The organism is Mycobacterium sp. D16Q16 (assembly GCF_002013745.1).
Taxonomy (GTDB): Bacteria; Actinomycetota; Actinomycetes; order Mycobacteriales; family Mycobacteriaceae; genus Mycobacterium.
Window position 1 is genome coordinate 77702 of the sequence record NZ_MAEY01000019.1, and the last position, 17808, is coordinate 95509.

A 17808-nucleotide genomic window follows, 5' to 3' on the forward strand; every position below is an offset into this window, starting at 1 on the left:
GGTCCGAGATGTTCGGCCCGGGCACGCGGATTCGTCGAGGCTGGCGGCGCAGTGACGGTGTCCTCCTACGACTGGCCCGGCTACTGCAGATACACGTTGGCGATGATGAGCACCGGCCAGGCGACAATTTCTCCCAGCATAGAGAAGAGCTTGTCCAATCCGGTGAGTTGTTCAAGGTGGTCACGGTGGGTCATTGCCCAAATCAACCCGATCACCACATACGGCAAACCGATGACGATCACCAGGTAGACGAGCTGGCGGATGCTGAGGCGACGGTCGAGCAGGTCCTTGATCATGGTGTGTTCCTTCTGAATCATCCAACGGTGCCGAGAATCGGCTCGGACTCTCTAATTCCCTCGTCGCTGGGAGCCTGTCCCTCTCCGAACACGCGGGTTCGTTGCCGTTCCCGGAGTTCGTGGTGCGCCCGACGGGGAATCTCATAGCCGTAAAGTTCCTGCGCCTCCCTGGGCGTCATGGTGATCGAGCTTCTCGGCGGTACCGAGAGCAGAACGCGTGCGCCGATGGGCACGGTGGCAGGTGAGATCAGCCGCAGCAGGATCAACTGCAGCCGCTTGCTCATGCTGATCGCCGTGAAGGCGGCACTTATCGGTGGCACGATCACCGCGTCGAGCAGGGGGGCAACGCTTAGCCCGGCCATCTCCCGCATCCACCGGGGCATGGTCGCCAAGGTGCCCCGGCGCAAAAACCATGTGATCACCTTGGTGAACGGCCGCAACAGCAGGGGCATCGGTGGCAGCATCACCTCGGCGCTGAGCAAGTGCCGCATCGCCTGCCGGGCGATATCAGAGCCGATGAGCTGTGGCCGCATCTTTTCGAAGTACTGGCTTATCCCCTCACGCGTTCGGGGGATATCGCCCGGGTCGCACGTCTGCAATTCCGCCGCGCGGGCGCATTCACTCCAGAACTGCGCTTCGTCCTCGTCAGAAAGCCGCCCTGGGCCGTACTTCTCATAGGCGAGCAGAATCGAATGCCACGCCGTGAGGTGGATCCACAACTGGGAATCGGGATTGTTCGCGTCGTAGTTCTCACCGGTGACCGGGTCGACGCCAATGGCCTTGGAATGAATCTTGACCAGGACATCTGCCGCTTTGGCTGTTGACCTGCTGTCATCGAAGGCAACCATCGCGAAGTACCGCAAGGTTCGGTCGTAACGAGTCCGGGGCCGTGAATAGATCTCATGCGTCTTGTCCACGGCGGCAATCAATCCGGGATCAAGTTCCTCGATCACCACGGCGCGCTGAAATCCAATGGACAGCGACGTCGGGTAGCTCCACACACGCCACGACACCGATTCAGGACCAAAGAAGCCGTAGTCCTCAGCAGGTTCAACCTTCGGTAGTGACAGCCACTCCCTGATCACACTCACAGGCCCGCTCCCTCTGCGCCAGTATTCCTACGAGATGTAGGATTTTTCTACACAGCGTAGGATTCATCACCCGATCGCTTACGTCAAGGGGCAAAGCGTCAACCAACCGGCCTATTCGCCTCAGCCCTGTGTCCAGACGGAACCCGCAGCGACTACTACAAGGCGTAGTCGGCGGTGACATAGACTCATCGCGTGCTATATCGGGCGTTCTTGCGGGTAGTCGATCTACTGCCGATGCCGAGCCTGCGGACGCAGCGCCTCATCGCCGCGGCGGTCGTGCTGACCCAGGGCGGAATTGCCGTGACCGGCGCCGTGGTTCGGGTCACCGCCTCCGGCCTGGGCTGCCCCACCTGGCCACAGTGCTTCCCGGGGAGCTTCACCCCCGTCGCCGTCGCCGAAGTGCCGCGCATCCATCAGGCCGTCGAATTCGGCAACCGGATGATCAGCTTCCTGGTCGTGATCACCGCCGCGTTGGCAGTACTCGCCGTGACACGCGCACGGCGCCGGCGCGAGGTCCTCATCTATGCCTGGCTGATGCCGGCCTCGACGGTCCTGCAGGCAGTCATCGGTGGCATCACCGTACTGACCGGCCTGTTGTGGTGGACCGTCGCGATCCACCTGCTGGTATCGATGGGCATGGTGTGGCTGGCGACGCTGCTCTACGTGAAAATCGGTGAGCCCGATGTCGTTTCGGATTTCCCCATGGTGCCACCGCCGCCCGCCCCGCTGCGCCGGCTGACAGCGCTCATCGGTGTGACATTGGCCGCGGTCCTGGTCGCCGGAACACTGGTGACCGGAGCAGGACCCCATGCCGGCGATAAAAGCGTCACCCGCGTGGTGCCCCGACTGCAGGTCGAGATCACCACACTGGTGCATCTACACGGCACACTGCTCATCGCCTACCTGGCATTACTGCTAGGGCTGGGATTCGGACTGGCAGCCGTCGGTGTGACCAGACCCATCTGGGCGCGCTTCACGGTGCTGGCGGCCCTCACACTGACCCAGGGCCTCGTGGGCGTCGTGCAGTTCTACACGGGTGTGCCCGCGGTGCTCGTCGCCGTCCACGTCGCGGGTGCGGCCGCATGCACAGCGGCGACCGCCGCGCTGTGGGCGGCGCTGACCTCTCCGGCGCTAGCCGCGTCGGTGCTGCCCCAGCGGGCCCAGACCCAGGCGCTCTAACGCGTCCTCGACACCGATCACAAACTTTCGTTGCGCCAGGTCGCGCTCCTCGGTCTCCAGCTGACGCCAGCCCAGAGACGGCTCGACCAGTTCCAGCTCCAGTAGCCGTGGGTCATCGTCGTGCACACCGCCGATGACATCGACTCTCGCGTACAGCAGCTCAGTCATCGCGACACCGGATTTCGTGGCCGCCGCGGCAAGCGCCGCGGCACCGAACTTCCACAACGCCGCCGACGGCCTCACCGGCGCCAGACGCTCGGAGTGGAACAGACCCGACTCGTCGACCTCGGCGGCGGCACCCGGCGGAGGCAGCAACGCCCCCTTGGTAAACGCATGGGACGGTTCGCCGTTGAGAAAGACCAATGCCGTCTCGCCGTGCGTGTCGACGCGCGGGTCGTAGGGCTGGATGAGCACCGTGCGACCCTCATCTTGCAGCGCCTCGGCATGATTACGCGCAGCCTCCGGGCACGTGAAGCGCCCCGCGCCACGCGATCCACCGGCCACCGAGGGCTTGATCACCAGTTCGCCGTCGGGCAGCACGACGGGCTCATCGGGCGCGAAGAAAGTGCTAGGAACCGTCGAGATACCAGCTGCGGCAAGATCATTCAGATAGCGCTTATCGGTGTTCCAGCGCACTACCGACAGCGGGTTGAGCACATTGGGCACAGATCCGGCCCACCGCAGGAATTCATCCAGGCGTTCGGGATAGTCCCAGGTAGCACGCAGGATCACCAGGTCCGCCTGCGCGGCCTCAGGGTCATCCCAGGACAGCCACCGGGCGTGCAGGTCGCGAACACGCAGCGCGGCAACAAGTTCAGCGTCGTCGCCGTCACCGGAGACGAGTTGTGGGCAACCGGCCAGAACGATGCGCGGATGGAAGATATCCGGCCGTCCCAGCCTTACGTCCGGGCGACCCACCCGGCCATCTTCTTGGCGTGACCCGGTGCCGGGTTGGCGGTGCTGACCAACTCGCGGTCCCATTCCTCAACGGGCTCGATGCCTTCGACTGCCGCCACGGCAGCATGCGCCGTGGCGATGTCGGCAACCACCTGATCACCCAGGATCCCGTCGGCACCGACCAGCGTGATCCGGACGCCGGCCTGCCCGATGGGCTGCAACACGGCCTTGGTGGGCATGTGATGCGCCTTCACGAACGCGGTCAGCGCACGGTGCACGGTCGACGGAACGGACACCTTCGCGTCTGGCTGGGCTTCGTCGGTCATATGTAGAGCGTACGTGGCCTGGATACTGGTACCCATGCGCGCCATCGAAGTGCCGGTGACCGGCGGACCCGAAGTGCTCACCCTCGTCGAAAAGACAGCTCCGACACCGGGCCCCGGCGAGGTGCTCATCGACGTCGATGCGGTGGGGGTCAACTTCCGCGATATCTATCTACGCAACGGCAGCTACGCCGCCCCGCTCCCCCACATTCCGGGATCCGAGGTCACCGGAGTGGTAAGCGCGGTGGGCGAGGGTGTCGAAAACCTTGCCCCCGGCGACCGGGTCGCCAGCCCCGTGGCCGCCTGGGGGTACGCCGAATCGACCACCGCACCAGCCGATTACACCGCAAAGGTGCCCGAGGGCCTGTCATCGGAGGTTGCCGCGAGCGCCCTGCTTCAAGGCATCACCGCCCATTACCTGCTCACCTCGGTGTACCCCGTCGCCGCCGGTGACACCGTGCTGGTGCACGCCGGCGCCGGCGGTATGGGTCTATTGCTGACCCAATGGGCGACCCATCGCGGCGTCAGGGTCATCACCACCGTGTCGAGCGAGGCCAAGGAGAAGCTGTCCCGCGCGGCTGGCGCCACCGAGGTGCTGCCCTATCCCGATCCCGCGGATCCGGCGGAGTTCGCCTCACGAATCCTGGAATTGACCTCGGGTGAGGGTGTGGCGGTCGCCTACGACGGCGTCGGCAAGTCGACCTTCGAGGCAAGCCTGGCGGCAGTCCGGGTGCGTGGCCTGATCGCCCTGTACGGGGCGGCCAGTGGCCAGGTACCGCCCTTCGATCCGCAGCGCCTCACCGCCAAGTCGGCAGTGCTCACCCGCCCGACCATGGGGCATTTCATCCGCACCCCCGAAGAATTCGCCTGGCGCGCCGACGATGTCCTGGACCTGGTGTCGCGCGGAACGTTGAAGATCACCGTCGGAGCCAGCTATCCGTTGGAGCAGGCCACCCAGGCCCACATCGCCCTTGAGGCACGCAAGACCACCGGGTCGGTCGTCCTAGTGCCCTAGCAGCCCATTACCGAACAGCAGCGGCCAGCCGACCACCGAGTCGACCGCCAGCGCACAGAAGACCACGGCCAGGTAGTTGTTGGACTGCAAGAACAACCGCAGCGGTTTGATCGGCTGACCCTTGCGCACACCCGAGTACAGCTGGTGCGCCATCGCCAGGAACCACACCCCGGCCAGGAATGCGACCACGGCGTAGATGACACCGGCGGCCAGCGCGAGTGCCAGCGTGGCCAGCACCGTCAGCCAGGTGTAGATCAGGATCAGCCGGGTGACCTTCTCCTCGGTGGCGATCACGGGCAGCATGGGGACGCCCGCAGCCCGGTAGTCCTCCTTGTAGCGCATGGCCAGCGCCCAGGTGTGCGGCGGAGTCCAGAAAAAGATGATCAGGAACATCACCACGGCCGGCCATTGAATGGTGCCGGTGACCGCCGACCACCCGATCATCACCGGCATGCACCCGGCAGCGCCGCCCCACACCACGTTCTGCGCGGTGCGGCGCTTGAGCACCAACGTGTAGATGAAGACGTAGAAGGCGATGGTGGCCACGGCGAGCACACCAGACAGCAGGTTGGCGGTCCACCACAACCAGGCGAACGCTCCGATACCGAGCACGATCCCGAAGATCAGCGCGTTGCGGGTGGTGACCGATGCGGTGGCCAGGGGCCGGCGCGCGGTGCGCTTCATGACCTTGTCGATGTCCGCATCGGCCACACAGTTCAGGGTGTTGGCACTGGCCGCGGCCATAATCCCGCCGAGAAGCGTATTCAGGATGAGCAGCGGATTCACATGCCCGCGTTCGGCGAGCAACATCGCGGGAATCGTGGTGACCAGCAGCAGCTCGATGACCCGCGGCTTGGTCAGGGCCACGTAGGCGAGGATCGTCGAAAGGAACGGGCCGCGAGCACGCGCGCCTTGCGTCTCTCGCATCCGCACCGCGCTGATCCTCCTGGGTAATTAATCCGGTGAGCCAGCCGACCCGCGGCACTGAGCGCTCTACTACAGACGATGGTAGACCGCCAGGGTCGCGCGTCGACAACCAAGGTCGGCCCACGGAAGTGAACAGAGGTTGTCCGTCACCGGACTATCACATTGCCCAGGAGGCGTGACCCGGCCGTGAGGCAGCGGCGCGAAATCGGCGGCACTACGATGGGCCCGTGACCGCGATCGACGAGATCCCGACCGATATCCCAACCCTCACCCGGGCCAACCACCCGGATGACTGGACAGACCTGGACTCGCGTGCGGTTGACACCGCGCGGGTGCTGGCCGCCGATGCCGTACAGAAAGTCGGCAATGGGCATCCCGGCACCGCGATGAGCCTGGCACCCGTGGCATACACGCTCTTTCAGCGACAGCTGCGCCACGATCCCAGCGACACCACCTGGATCGGCCGCGACCGATTCGTGCTGTCGTGTGGCCACAGCAGCCTGACCCTGTACTTGCAGCTGTACTTGGGCGGATTCGGCCTGGAGCTCTCCGATATCGAGGCACTGCGTACCTGGGGCTCTTTGACCCCCGGCCACCCCGAGTACCACCACACCAAGGGTGTCGAGATCACCACCGGGCCGCTCGGCCAGGGCCTGGCCTCGGCGGTTGGCATGGCGATGGCCTCTCGGTACGAGCGCGGTCTCTTCGACCCCGACGCCGCGCCCGGCACCAGCCCGTTCGACCACTTCATCTACGTCATCGCCTCCGACGGCGACATCGAAGAGGGCGTGACCTCGGAAGCGTCCTCCTTGGCCGGTACCCAACAGCTGGGGAACCTCATCGTCATCTGGGACGACAACGAGATCTCCATCGAGCACGACACCAAGATCGCACTGAGCGAGGACACCCCCGCCCGCTACGAGGCGTACGGCTGGCATGTACAGACCGTCATCAGTGGTGAGAACGTCACCGGCATCGAGGAAGCACTGGCCAACGCCCGTGCGGTCACCGACCGTCCGTCGTTCATCGCTCTGCGCACGATCATCGGCTACCCCGCTCCCACCAAGATGAACACCGGCGGCGTACACGGCTCGGCGCTGGGGGCTGACGAGGTGGCCGCCACCAAGAAAATTCTGGGCTTCGATCCGGAGAAATCCTTCGACGTGGCCCCGGAGGTCATCGCCCACACCCGCGAGCTGGTGCAGCGCGGCAAGCAGGCACATGCGGAGTGGGACAAGGATTTTCACGCCTGGGCCGCCCGCGAGCCCGAGCGCAAGGCACTGCTGGACCGGCTGGAGGCGCGCACCCTGCCCGAGGGCTGGGACGCCGAGCTGCCGTCCTGGGAACCCGGCTCCAAGGGCGTCGCCACCCGTGCCGCGTCCGGCGACACCCTGTCGGCGCTCGGCGCCAAGCTTCCCGAGCTGTGGGGTGGCTCCGCGGACCTCGCGGGCAGTAACAACACCACCATCAAGGGCGCCGATTCCTTCGGCCCAACGTCCATCGCGACATCGGACTGGAACGCCCAACCATACGGCCGCACATTGCATTTCGGCATCCGCGAGCATGCGATGGGATCGATCCTGTCCGGCATCGTGCTGCATGGCCCCACCCGCGCGTACGGCGGAACGTTCCTGCAGTTCGCCGACTACATGCGGCCCGCGGTGCGCCTGGCGGCATTGATGAACATCGACCCGATCTACGTGTGGACACACGACTCGATCGGTCTCGGCGAAGACGGCCCCACCCACCAGCCGGTGGAGCACCTGGCCGCACTGCGCGCCATCCCCAACCTTTCGGTGGTGCGCCCCGGTGACGCGAACGAAACCGCGTACGCCTGGGCGACCGTCCTGGAGCGTCAATCCAGCACCGGCCCAGTCGGTTTGGCACTCACCCGCCAGGGTGTGCCGATCCTGGAAGGCACCAGCCGCGAGGGCGTGGCCAAGGGCGGCTACGTGCTGGAGGCAGCCGATGGCCAGCCCGATGTGATCCTCATCGGCACGGGCTCGGAATTGCAGCTCGCCGTCGAGGCCAAGAAGATTCTTGCCGCCAAGGGAATTGCGTCCTCCGTGGTGTCGTTCCCCTGTGTGGAATGGTTCGAGTCCCAGCCCCAGGAATACCGCGACAGCGTGCTGCCGCCGTCGGTGCGTGCCCGGGTGTCCGTGGAAGCCGGCATCGCGCAAGGCTGGTACAAGTTCGTCGGCGACGCCGGTCAAATCGTCTCACTGGAGCACTTCGGAGCTTCCGCTGACGACAAGACCTTGTTCCGTGAGTTCGGCTTCACCCCGGATGCAGTGGCTGCGGCCGCCGAAAGGTCCATCGCAGCAGCTCAATAACCCCGAATCAGGAAGGGATGAATCCCATGAGCACATCTGATCAGAACGCTAATCTCGCCGAACTGAGCGAAGCCGGAGTCGCCGTCTGGCTCGACGATCTCTCCCGGGACCGACTCACCTCGGGCAACCTCGCCGAGCTGATCGCGACCAGAAGCATCGTCGGGGTGACCACCAACCCGGCGATCTTCCAGGCCGCCCTGTCCAAGGGGCATGCCTACGACGCGCAGATCGCCGAGCTAGCCGAGCGGGGGGCCGATGTGGACTCGGCGATCCGCACCGCCACCACCGACGACGTGCGCGCCGCGTGCGATGTGCTGGCTCCGCAGTACGAAGCCTCTGAGGGTGTGGATGGTCGTGTCTCCATCGAGGTGGACCCCCGCCTGGCCCACGACACCGACAAGACCATCCTGCAGGCCATCGAGCTGTGGAAGATCGTCGACCGCCCGAACCTGCTGATCAAGATTCCGGCAACCAAGGCCGGTCTGCCCGCGATCTCGGCGGTGATCGCCGAGGGCATCTCGGTGAACGTCACCCTGATCTTCTCGGTGGAGCGCCACAAGGAAGTGATGGACGCCTACCTGACCGGCCTGGAGGCCGCCAAGGAAGCCGGCCGCGACCTTTCCAAGATTCACTCGGTGGCGTCGTTCTTCGTCTCCCGGGTAGACACCGAGATCGACAAGCGCCTCGAGGACATCGGCAATGGTCAGGCGCTGTCCCTGCGCGGCCGGGCCGGGGTGGCCAATGCCCGTCTGGCCTACCAGGCGTACGAGAAGGTGTTCGATCACGGTCACCGGTTCGCCGAGCTCAAGAAGGCCGGCGCACGGGTGCAGCGTCCGCTGTGGGCCTCGACCGGAGTCAAGAATCCCGACTACGACGACACGATGTACGTCGTGGACCTGGTGGCTCCGCACACCGTGAACACCATGCCCGAGAAGACCCTGGAGGCGGTTGCCGACCACGGCGTGGTCACCGGCAACACCATCCATGGGACTTACGACGGCGCCCACGCGGTCTTCCATGAACTGACCCGCGCCGGGATCGATCTGGATGATGTGTTCGAGGTGCTCGAAACCGAAGGCGTCGACAAGTTCGAGGTCGCCTGGAATGAGCTCATCGACGCCACCCAAGCCCAACTCGACGCGGTATCCACCAAGGAGTGAGCGTGGATGACGGTCTTCACACGAAAGGCTCATCCATGACAAACCCGTTGCGAGACAAGCGCGACAAACGTCTTCCGCGTATCGCGGGCCCCTGCTCGCTGGTGATCTTCGGGGTCACCGGCGATCTGGCCCGCAAGAAGCTGATGCCGGCCATCTATGACCTCGCCAACCGTGGCCTGCTGCCGCCGTCCTTCGCATTGGTCGGATTCGCCCGCCGGGACTGGGCCAACGAGGATTTCGGGCAGATCGTGCTCGACGCCGTCAAGGAGCATTCGCGCACGCCGTTCCGCCAACACGTATGGGACCGCCTGGCCGAGGGAATCCGCTTCGTGCAGGGCAGTTTCGACGACGACGCCGCTTTCGAGCAGCTCAAGAAGACACTGCGCGCTCTCGATGAGGAACGCGGCACCGGCGGCAATCACGCCTTCTACCTGTCGATTCCGCCGAAGGCCTTCCCCACCGTATGCGAGCAGCTGTCCAAATCCAGCCTCGCGCAGCCGATCGACGGCGCATGGCGGCGAGTGGTCATCGAGAAGCCGTTCGGCCATGATCTGCAGAGCGCCCGCGAACTGAACGCGGTGGTCAATGAGGTTTTCCCCGAGGAGTCTGTTTTCCGGATCGACCACTACCTCGGTAAGGAGACGGTGCAGAACATCCTGGCACTGCGCTTTGCCAACCAGCTGTTCGACCCGATCTGGAATGCACACTTCGTCGACCATGTGCAGATCACGATGGCCGAGGACATCGGATTGGGCGGCCGCGCAGGGTATTACGACGGCATCGGGGCAGCACGCGATGTCATCCAGAATCACCTGCTGCAGCTGCTGGCGTTCACCGCGATGGAAGAACCCATCAACTTCTCCCCCGCAGAGCTGCAGGCCGAAAAGATCAAGGTGCTCTCGGCCACTCGGCTTGCCGAGCCGCTCGCCGAAACCACGGCCCGCGGCCAGTACGGACCCGGCTGGCAGGGCAGCCAGCAGGTGCCCGGGCTGCTGGAGGAGGAAGGCTTCTCCAAGACCTCGACCACCGAGACATACGCCGCGATCACCCTGGAGGTCGACAGTCGGCGATGGGCCGGAGTGCCGTTCTACCTGCGTACCGGAAAACGCCTGGGCCGCCGGGTCACCGAAATCGCCCTGGTGTTCAAACGAGCGCCCCACCTGCCTTTCGACTCCACGATGACCGAGGAACTGGGCGCCAACGCGCTGGTGATTCGGGTGCAGCCCGACGAAGGTGTCACGCTCCGGTTCGGATCGAAGGTTCCCGGTACCGCCATGGAGGTACGCGACGTCAATATGGACTTCTCGTACGAGCAGGCCTTCACCGAGGAATCGCCGGAGGCCTACGAGCGGTTGATCCTCGATGTGCTGTTGGGAGAACCCTCGCTGTTCCCTGTGAATGCCGAGGTCGAATTATCTTGGAGGATACTGGATCCCGCGCTGGACTTCTGGGCATCGGGCGGAAAACCCGACACCTACGAATCCGGCACCTGGGGCCCGCAGTCGGCGTTCGACATGCTGGCCCGTACGGGACGTGACTGGAGGCGACCATGATCATCGATCTGCCCGACACCACCACCAATGACGTCAACAAGAAGCTGGTCGAGCTGCGCGAAACCGGCGGCGCGGTCACTATGGCGCGGGTGCTGACTCTGGTCGTCATCACCGATGCCGGCGATAACGTCGAAGAGGTCATCGAGGCCGCCAACGGTGCCAGCCACGAGCATCCATGCCGCATCATCGTGCTCGAACGCAATCCGCTGGCCCCCAAGACCGGCCTGAATGCCCAGATCCGTGTCGGCGGCGATGCCGGTGCCGGCGAGGTTGTCGTGCTGCGGCTGCGCGGCCCGCTCGCCGCGCACGAGCACAGCGTTGTTATCCCGTTCCTGCTGCCCGACACTCCTGTGGTGGCCTGGTGGCCCAACCAGGCTCCACCCGTCCCCGCTAAAGATCCGCTGGGGCGCTTGGCGATTCGGCGGATCACCGATGCGACGACGGCACCGGACCCCCTGAATGCCATTAAGAACCGGCTCGCCGGGTACACCCCGGGCGATACCGATCTGTCGTGGAGCCGGATCACGTACTGGCGGGCGCTGCTGGCCTCGGCGCTGGATCAGCCACCGTACGAGGGCATCAACTCGGCAGTGGTGTCCGGGCTGGCCACCGAGCCGGCCCTGGATGTCATCGCGGGTTGGCTCGCCTCACGTATCGAGGGTCCCGTCACCCGGCTGGTCGGTGAGCTCAAGGTGGAACTGCACCGGGACAGCGAGGTCGTCGCCCTGAGTCGGCCCCAGACCGGCGCCATCGCGACATTGGCCCGCACCGGACGCCCGTCGGCATCACTTCCTTTGCCCCGCAGAGAAACACGAGATTGCCTGGCCGAGGACTTGCGCCGCCTCGACCCCGATGAGATCTACCGCACGGCGCTTGAGGGAATCGCGAAGGTGCAGTACCAATGAGTGAAACAATCATCGAAAAGTACGCGGACACCAATGCTTTGGTGACCGCGGCGGGTGATCGGCTCGCTCTGGCGATCGCTGGTGCCCTCACCGACCGCGGCAAGGCGATGATCGTGCTCACCGGCGGCGGCACCGGTATTGCCCTGCTCAAACACCTGCGCGATGTCGCGAGCGATCTCGACTGGGACAATGTCCACGTCTTCTGGGGCGACGACCGGTACGTCCCCAAAACCGACCCGGAACGCAATGCCTGGCAGGCCTGGGAGGCGCTGCTTGAGCATGTCGACTTCCCGATGCGCAATATGCACGCCATGCCCAATAGCGAAAGCGAATACGGCACCGACCTGGATGCGGCGGCGCTGGCTTACGAACAGCTACTCGCCGCCAATGCCGAGCCGGGCCAGGACTGCCCCGCATTCGACGTACACCTGCTGGGGATGGGCGGTGAGGGCCACATCAACTCGCTGTTCCCGCACACCGATGCCGTCAGGGAGACGCACCGCCTGGTCGTGGCTGTACCCAATTCTCCCAAGCCACCACCGCAACGGATCACGTTGACATTGCCCGCGATTCAGCGTTCACGCGAGGTATGGCTGGTCGTTTCGGGCGAGGCCAAGGCCGAGGCGGTCGCCGCGGCCATTGGCGGAGCCGACCCGATCGACCTACCCGCGGCAGGCGCCATCGGGACCGAGCGCACGGTGTGGCTGCTCGATGAGGCCGCGGCGAGCCAGCTGGACTAGCCGGGCGCGCCCAACCCTGCCGATACGTGGACGTGGGCCGGACCCAGCGTCTCCCCGGCCGGGAGTCTATTGCCCTCACCATGTCTTGCCTTTCGGGCAATGCCCGAAAGGTGTTGCCGCTCTGCGCTTTACGGAATGCCCATGTCCGCACAATCGGAACCTAGTTCCCGTACTGCATTCTCGGGGCCCGGCCTCGACGCACCCTTGTGATGTACGGCGTCATCCGGCAGGCCGTGGCAGCACCCTCGCGACGTGGGTATTGACCTTCGGAAGGTATGCGGCACATCCGGCGACACTGATCATTCTGGCGCTGACGGCGATCAAAGTGGCGCTGATCGTCGCGTCCTGCATGGAGATCAATCGGGCTCCGCGGTGGCTTCAAATGCTGTGCGGTGCATGGACCATGGCCGTATTCGGAATCCTGGCGTACACCCTGTGCGCGAGGGTCTAACTCTCGTTGCCCTGTCCCGCGGCGAACAGCGCATCCGGATCCACAGACAATCCGTGCTCGGCCGGTGCCGGTTCCGAAGCCGGCGGCGACTGCCGTACGGCCGGGGCCGCAACCGGTGCGGCGGCGGGTCCCGGCGCGGGCGTCCGCAGGCGCTCCACATTCATCGAGAACTCGGCCACCCCGTCCCGGATCGCGGTCGCATGCTCGTCAAGACGGTCCAGGAGCTGAGACAGCGTGCGCCCCATCTTGTTTCCAAGCTCGGAGGCATCTGCTACCGCAGAAGCGATGGTGGTCGCCACGCTGCCGCCCTGGGTGATGGGTGAGGCAGCTCGTGCTGCGGTGAACTCGGTGATGATGTCGTCGACGTACCCTTCCACCCATTGCCCGAGCATGCTTCGAGTATGCGTAACCAGATCCGTCACCACGTTGATGCGCTGATTGACGTTCGCCGCGACCACTCGCAGCTCTTGTAGAGCATCGTCGAGGAGACCGGCCGCCTCCCCGAATCCTGTTGCTGCCGCACCACTGTGACCGTCACCCAGCGCGCTGAGCACAGCCGACAGCTCCTGCTGCACATTGGTGACATCGGCAATGCAGTATCGCCAGAAGGTGGCCTCCGCGGAGGCTGCGACCGGGTCACCCCGAAGCGCATCGAGTGGTTCTTCGAGGAACTGCACATGCTCGACCATGAAGCCCAATCCGGCGTCATGGAGGCGAGTGAGCGGTTTCAGCTCGGCATCAAGGGTGTCCACCGAACCCTTCACCAATCTTCGTCATCGCGGCGACGGTCTGATCCTCCGCTTCGGCGATCCGCCGAGCCTGGTCGTGCAGACGCTGTCCCGTCTCCACCATGACATCTCCCAGGGTCCGGACCGCGTCAGAAAGCTGGTCGATACTCCCCCGCACCGACATCACGAAATCCGACGACACCGCCCCCAGGTCCTGCTCGCCGAGCCCGCCTCCATGGTGCTCAAGCAAGAATCGCACCGAGCCCCCGGCGCTCTCCAGGTTCGCCGCTTCGTGCAGCACCACATCGCGGTCAAAGTGGAAGGTCCCGCTCGTCTCGCCGTTCATGACGGCGATCCCAGATGCTCACCCTCCCCCAGGTGCCCCCCGTCCAGGTAGCCCTTGACGTAGTCCATCGCCGGCCCGTCGCCGGTGAGGTCGTGCAATGCGCTGTGGATCTGGCTGGCCGCGTTGACCTGCGCCGCGGCGATAGTTCTGGTGATGATGGCCGACAGATCCCCGGCGTCCATCGACAGCGTCGATTCATCCAGGTCCAGGGCCTCGATGCGGCCGCCCGACCCAACGGTCACCGCTACCCCGACGTCATCCTTCGCATGGCCCCGCACCAGACCGACGGTCTGTTGCACATACTGGGCACGCTGCCCAAGAACCTCCAGGCGATCCTGGTACTCACGAATCCATTGGCGGGGGTCACCACGGCACTCCGACATGACGAGGGGCTCCTTTCCTGGGGCGCGGCCGGTGGACCGGGAACGTCCCCTCCGCGTCCCCGATCCACCGACCTCTGATGGCACTTGTCGACTTCTGTGCCATACATAAAGATTGATGTGCCGAGAGCGCAATCGGTTCCATGATTTTTGAAGAAATTTCTCGGCAAATAAGTAAAATAGCAACCACCTGCGAGAATGTCTCCTGCAGAGACAAAACAGCGGACTACCCGTGTAGTAGTCCGCTGTTTGGGAGTCGTTATTGGGCTAGCCGCCGAGCTTGATCTCCAGCCCAACGCCGATGATCGAGATCACCCAGATGGCGGTGACGAAGTAAGTGAGCCGGTCCAGGTTCTTCTCCACCACGGTGGAACCGGAGAGGCTCGACTGAACGCCACCACCGAACAGCGTCGACAGACCGCCACCCTTCGCCCGGTGCAGTAGCACCAGCAGGACCACCAACAAGCTCGTGATCACCAGGATGATCTGCAGCGCCAATTCCATGGGGGTAAGACTACCGGCTCCGTTCCGGCGACCTGCGCAGGGACGCCTGTCAGCTCACTTCAGAACTGTCAGACAGCCAGGTATTACATTCCCACAGGCGATTCGTCAGTGACCCGTGCCGCCACCATGCCGCGGAATGCTCATTGGAACCGTGGTCACGTTTCGACCGTTGCCCATCGCCCCGATCTTGATCGTTCCAGGCCAGATCGAGTTCTTGCTGGGTGATGGTGCCCCCGCGCCGCGAACCCAGGAACATTCCGGAGAAGCACTGAGCCTGAAGTTCACTACGCCGAGACAACTCCAGCCCCAGCGGAGAATCCACTCCCGCAGCAACGCGCTGGTTCCACTCCTCCGACGATATCCCGCTGAGCTCCTGGGCGTGATGCCCGTACTCATGCGCGTAAACGGCAAGGTAGAAACCGTCGTGATTTCCGTACCTGTTCGGCGACATACTCACCGTTGACATGTAGATCGTGTTATTCGACGAGCAGTAGAAGGCGGCTGTCTCGCTGCCGCCGAAGTCCTCGTCCCCACAGGGAGAATCCACATAGCTTCCTGCCACTACCAACCCCGGCGATGACCATGGCAGGCGGGACCAGTCCAGAAGCCGCTTCCACTCCGGATCCAAGCACCCACGCAGATCCCGGTAAAACGCCTCGGCGTGGGGAATATCAAACGGCCATGTGCTCGTTGAGCAGGGCGCATTGGTGAACCCAGCGCCCTGGTCCCGAAACAAAGGGTTATCGCCAAGCGCGTACACGGGCCGGGGTTCGGGCGGCGGTTGCGGCGTCGACTTCGTCGGCATCCCGATGGCACTAGTTGGGGATGCCGTCCAGGGTGTGGCCGATGGGTACTGCCACGCCGAGGTGGCCCGCACCGGATGGCGTCCCCCCGAGTGGAGAGCCCACACCGCAGCCGTTCCGAACATCAAGACCCCGACCAACACGAAAGCCGCGCCACCGATGATCCAGCCGTGGGCAGACCTACGTCGCGCGGGCCGAGGCCGTCCGTAGGCTGCCGGCGGCGGATATACCGGCCCAGCCGGCGGCACTCGATAACCGGACGGCGCTTGGGCCACCGGGTATCCAGGAAAGGCCGGTACCGGCAACGGGCGCCAACCAGGAGGTGGCGCTAGCTGGGCACGGGCCGGCGGTGGCAGCGGTGCATCCCAGGCAGGTACAGGCCTGGGCTGGCAGTACGGCTGCGGCCCCACGTCGTCCACTCCCCCCCAACACGTTCTGTGAATCGGCGCCAGCATATCGACCCTGACCTAGGGTTACCGCCGTGGGAGAGATGACTCGCGGGGTGATGTTGCAGTTGGCACTGTGTCTGTCGGTGTGCGTGGGCTGGCTTCTCATGGCAGCCCCGGCAAGCGGCGATGTTTCCCCGGGCACGGTCGCTGTTGCCATGACCCTCGCCGAGGACGGCACACTGAATGTCATCGAGACCGTCACGCCCGCCGAAAATCAAGTGCTGCAACGGCATCTGCCTCTGGACATGGCCGTTGAGGGCAATCGGGTTCAGCACTTTGAGGTCAGCAACGTCACCACATCGGGTGATGGGACGGCGACAATCGACGGAAACACGTTGATTACCACCGCTAGTGGCCCGGCGACCGTTGCCTACACGGTTCGCGGGACCGTCGCCGACATGGCCAACCACCAGCAGGTGCTCTGGCCGTTTGCCTCCGGCTGGCACTCCGGCCTGCACGATGTCACCGCGTCATTCGCCTCTCCCAGCACCAAACCCAGCTCCCCGTCATGCACACTGGGCGCACCGGGATCTCAAATACGTTGTACCGCAGCACAGGTCGATCACACCGGAGTAGTTCGCGTCCAGCAGGACGAACTGCCGCCGGATGCCATCGCCACCTTCACCGTGGCGGTTCCGGCAGGCACCGTGCCGGCGAGCGCAACCTTCACCGCGCTCCCCGGCACGCAGGGCCCCTTCGCGCTGACGTGGCCCGCCACTACCGCGCTGATCAGTCTCGGCGTCGTCTCGGCGGCACTAGCGGGGTGGGTGATGATCGCACGTCGCCGAGACGTGCGCGCCGCTAGAATCGTTGTCACCCCAGCCGATCCCCTGGTGCACGACGAGAAGGGATCACGCTTCGCCGCGCCGGACGGGGTACTGCCGGGCCAGGTGGGCACCGTCACCGATCTGCGTGTCGATGCTGTCGATCTGACGGCAACGGTCATCGACCTGGCAGTGCGCGGATACCTATGGATCGCCGAAACAAACGGCCCCGATGGCCAGCTCGACTGGCAGATGTCCCGGCGCGCTCCGGCAGACGACCTCTTGACCGCCTATGAGACCCGGCTTGTGGACATGCTGTTGCCCGATGACACCCAGACGGTGTTCATGTCCAGCCTCCGCCTGCCGGGACCTCGTCTGGATCTCGGCAGCATCCCCGATGCGATGTACGCCGACGCACAGCTCCACGGATGGTTCCGCCATGCACCGCAACGCCTCGGTACCTTGACCCGCTATGGAATCGGCATGCTGCTGGCCGGCCTCCTGGTCACCGCCGTGTTGGCCACCAGCATCGGCAACGCCATGGTCGGGGTAGCACTGTCCGGCCTGGGCGCGGTCTGCGCGCTGACCGGCATGATGCTGCCGGTCCGCACTGCGCGCGGTCACCTGCTGACGGCGCACGTGGCTGCGTTGCGCCGCTATCTGCGTGAGCTCGACGTCGAGGCATTGGACGCCGCCGACCGCGAGATCGTCCTGACCCGGGCAGCGCCGTACGCCATCGTCCTCGGTCAGCTCGGCCCGTGGCTCACGGCACTGGAAACACTCGACACCACCATGGACGGTTCACCGGGTATCGATTGGTACGACACCGCTTCGCGCGAGAACGAGATGAAGGACCTGGCGGCAGGCATGTCGGCGATCACCGCGAACCTGCCGCTCTTCCTCACTACCCTTGATGGCGTGCTCGCGCGCGCAGCGCATTTGCGGAATCTGCCGGACAGCTGAG

At 64.9% G+C, this 17808-nt stretch carries 19 protein-coding genes; 9 read left to right on the forward strand and 10 right to left on the reverse strand.

All coding sequences use genetic code 11. The features are described 5' to 3' along the window. Positions 1–80: 80 nt before the first annotated feature. Together B4394_RS18335 and B4394_RS18340 are read right to left on the reverse strand one after the other, a co-directional pair. Positions 81–296 (reverse strand): hypothetical protein, encoded by a 216-nt coding sequence (locus tag B4394_RS18335; RefSeq protein ID WP_078312079.1) that lies wholly within the window; start codon positions 294–296, stop codon positions 81–83. A 17-nt stretch (positions 297–313) separates the two neighbouring features. Next, a complete protein-coding gene (locus B4394_RS18340) occupies positions 314–1387 on the reverse strand; it encodes an oxygenase MpaB family protein (protein ID WP_078315893.1) in 1074 nt (357 codons plus the stop codon). A gap of 234 nt (positions 1388–1621) precedes the next feature. Between B4394_RS18340 and B4394_RS18345 the strand changes: the two genes are divergently transcribed. Beyond that, the gene (locus B4394_RS18345; RefSeq protein ID WP_078312078.1) at positions 1622–2566 is read left to right on the forward strand and encodes a COX15/CtaA family protein; all 945 of its coding nucleotides are present in this window, start codon (positions 1622–1624) and stop codon (positions 2564–2566) included. Here the strand turns inward: B4394_RS18345 and B4394_RS18350 are convergent. Beyond that, on the reverse strand, positions 2519–3484 hold the full coding sequence (locus B4394_RS18350) for an ATP-grasp domain-containing protein (RefSeq protein WP_078311967.1): 966 nt from the start codon (positions 3482–3484) through the stop codon (positions 2519–2521). The two genes, B4394_RS18345 and B4394_RS18350, sit on opposite strands and share 48 nt — an antisense overlap. Continuing rightward, positions 3466–3789: a hypothetical protein gene (locus B4394_RS18355; RefSeq protein WP_078288232.1), complete on the reverse strand. Its 324-nt coding sequence runs from the start codon at positions 3787–3789 to the stop codon at positions 3466–3468. Before B4394_RS18355 ends, B4394_RS18350 begins: the two co-directional genes overlap by 19 nt. Positions 3790–3823: 34 nt before the next feature. Between B4394_RS18355 and B4394_RS18360 the strand changes: the two genes are divergently transcribed. Beyond that, positions 3824–4801, forward strand: a complete 978-nt coding sequence (locus B4394_RS18360) for a quinone oxidoreductase family protein (RefSeq protein ID WP_078315894.1) — start codon at positions 3824–3826, stop codon at positions 4799–4801. Here B4394_RS18360 and B4394_RS18365 read toward each other — a convergent pair. Then, positions 4790–5728 carry a heme o synthase gene (locus B4394_RS18365; protein WP_078311961.1) on the reverse strand — a complete coding sequence of 313 codons (939 nt, stop codon included), beginning with the start codon at positions 5726–5728 and terminating at the stop codon, positions 4790–4792. The two genes, B4394_RS18360 and B4394_RS18365, sit on opposite strands and share 12 nt — an antisense overlap. A 245-nt stretch (positions 5729–5973) precedes the next feature. Here B4394_RS18365 and tkt point away from each other — a divergent pair, with 245 nt between their 5' ends. The 6 genes from tkt (at position 5974) to B4394_RS18395 (ending at position 12870) form a co-directional block, all read left to right on the forward strand. Further along, positions 5974–8061, forward strand: a complete 2088-nt coding sequence (tkt, locus tag B4394_RS18370) for a transketolase (RefSeq protein ID WP_176138338.1) — start codon at positions 5974–5976, stop codon at positions 8059–8061. A gap of 26 nt (positions 8062–8087) precedes the next feature. After that, complete coding sequence (gene tal, locus B4394_RS18375; protein WP_078312077.1) at positions 8088–9221, forward strand: transaldolase; 1134 nt, start codon at positions 8088–8090, stop codon at positions 9219–9221. Positions 9222–9256: 35 nt separating this feature from the next. Continuing rightward, positions 9257–10774 carry a glucose-6-phosphate dehydrogenase gene (gene zwf, locus B4394_RS18380; RefSeq protein WP_078315896.1) on the forward strand — a complete coding sequence of 506 codons (1518 nt, stop codon included), beginning with the start codon at positions 9257–9259 and terminating at the stop codon, positions 10772–10774. Then, positions 10771–11679, forward strand: coding sequence for a glucose-6-phosphate dehydrogenase assembly protein OpcA (gene opcA / locus B4394_RS18385; protein ID WP_078315897.1), 909 nt, complete (start codon positions 10771–10773; stop codon positions 11677–11679). Before zwf ends, opcA begins: the two co-directional genes overlap by 4 nt. Continuing rightward, positions 11676–12419 (forward strand): 6-phosphogluconolactonase, encoded by a 744-nt coding sequence (gene pgl, locus B4394_RS18390; RefSeq protein WP_078315898.1) that lies wholly within the window; start codon positions 11676–11678, stop codon positions 12417–12419. The genes opcA and pgl overlap by 4 nt, the downstream gene beginning before the upstream one ends. Positions 12420–12678: 259 nt before the next feature. Further along, a complete protein-coding gene (locus tag B4394_RS18395; RefSeq protein WP_078315899.1) occupies positions 12679–12870 on the forward strand; it encodes a cytochrome C oxidase subunit IV family protein in 192 nt (63 codons plus the stop codon). On the opposite strand, the gene B4394_RS18400 is transcribed toward B4394_RS18395, so the two are convergent. From B4394_RS18400 to B4394_RS18420, 5 genes are all read right to left on the reverse strand, one after another. Further along, positions 12867–13622 carry a hypothetical protein gene (locus B4394_RS18400; protein ID WP_078312076.1) on the reverse strand — a complete coding sequence of 252 codons (756 nt, stop codon included), beginning with the start codon at positions 13620–13622 and terminating at the stop codon, positions 12867–12869. The two genes, B4394_RS18395 and B4394_RS18400, sit on opposite strands and share 4 nt — an antisense overlap. Beyond that, on the reverse strand, positions 13609–13944 hold the full coding sequence (locus tag B4394_RS18405) for a hypothetical protein (RefSeq protein WP_078315900.1): 336 nt from the start codon (positions 13942–13944) through the stop codon (positions 13609–13611). The genes B4394_RS18400 and B4394_RS18405 overlap by 14 nt, the downstream gene beginning before the upstream one ends. Further along, positions 13941–14327 (reverse strand): YbaB/EbfC family nucleoid-associated protein, encoded by a 387-nt coding sequence (locus B4394_RS18410; RefSeq protein ID WP_078315901.1) that lies wholly within the window; start codon positions 14325–14327, stop codon positions 13941–13943. Before B4394_RS18410 ends, B4394_RS18405 begins: the two co-directional genes overlap by 4 nt. Before the next feature lie 264 nt (positions 14328–14591). Next, positions 14592–14828 (reverse strand): preprotein translocase subunit SecG, encoded by a 237-nt coding sequence (gene secG, locus B4394_RS18415; RefSeq protein ID WP_030093493.1) that lies wholly within the window; start codon positions 14826–14828, stop codon positions 14592–14594. Between the two features lie 49 nt (positions 14829–14877). Next, a complete protein-coding gene (locus B4394_RS18420) occupies positions 14878–16086 on the reverse strand; it encodes a neutral zinc metallopeptidase (RefSeq protein WP_078315902.1) in 1209 nt (402 codons plus the stop codon). A 35-nt stretch (positions 16087–16121) separates the two neighbouring features. Between B4394_RS18420 and B4394_RS18425 the strand changes: the two genes are divergently transcribed. Beyond that, positions 16122–17807 (forward strand): DUF2207 family protein, encoded by a 1686-nt coding sequence (locus B4394_RS18425; protein WP_078315903.1) that lies wholly within the window; start codon positions 16122–16124, stop codon positions 17805–17807. Position 17808: the final 1 nt, after the last annotated feature.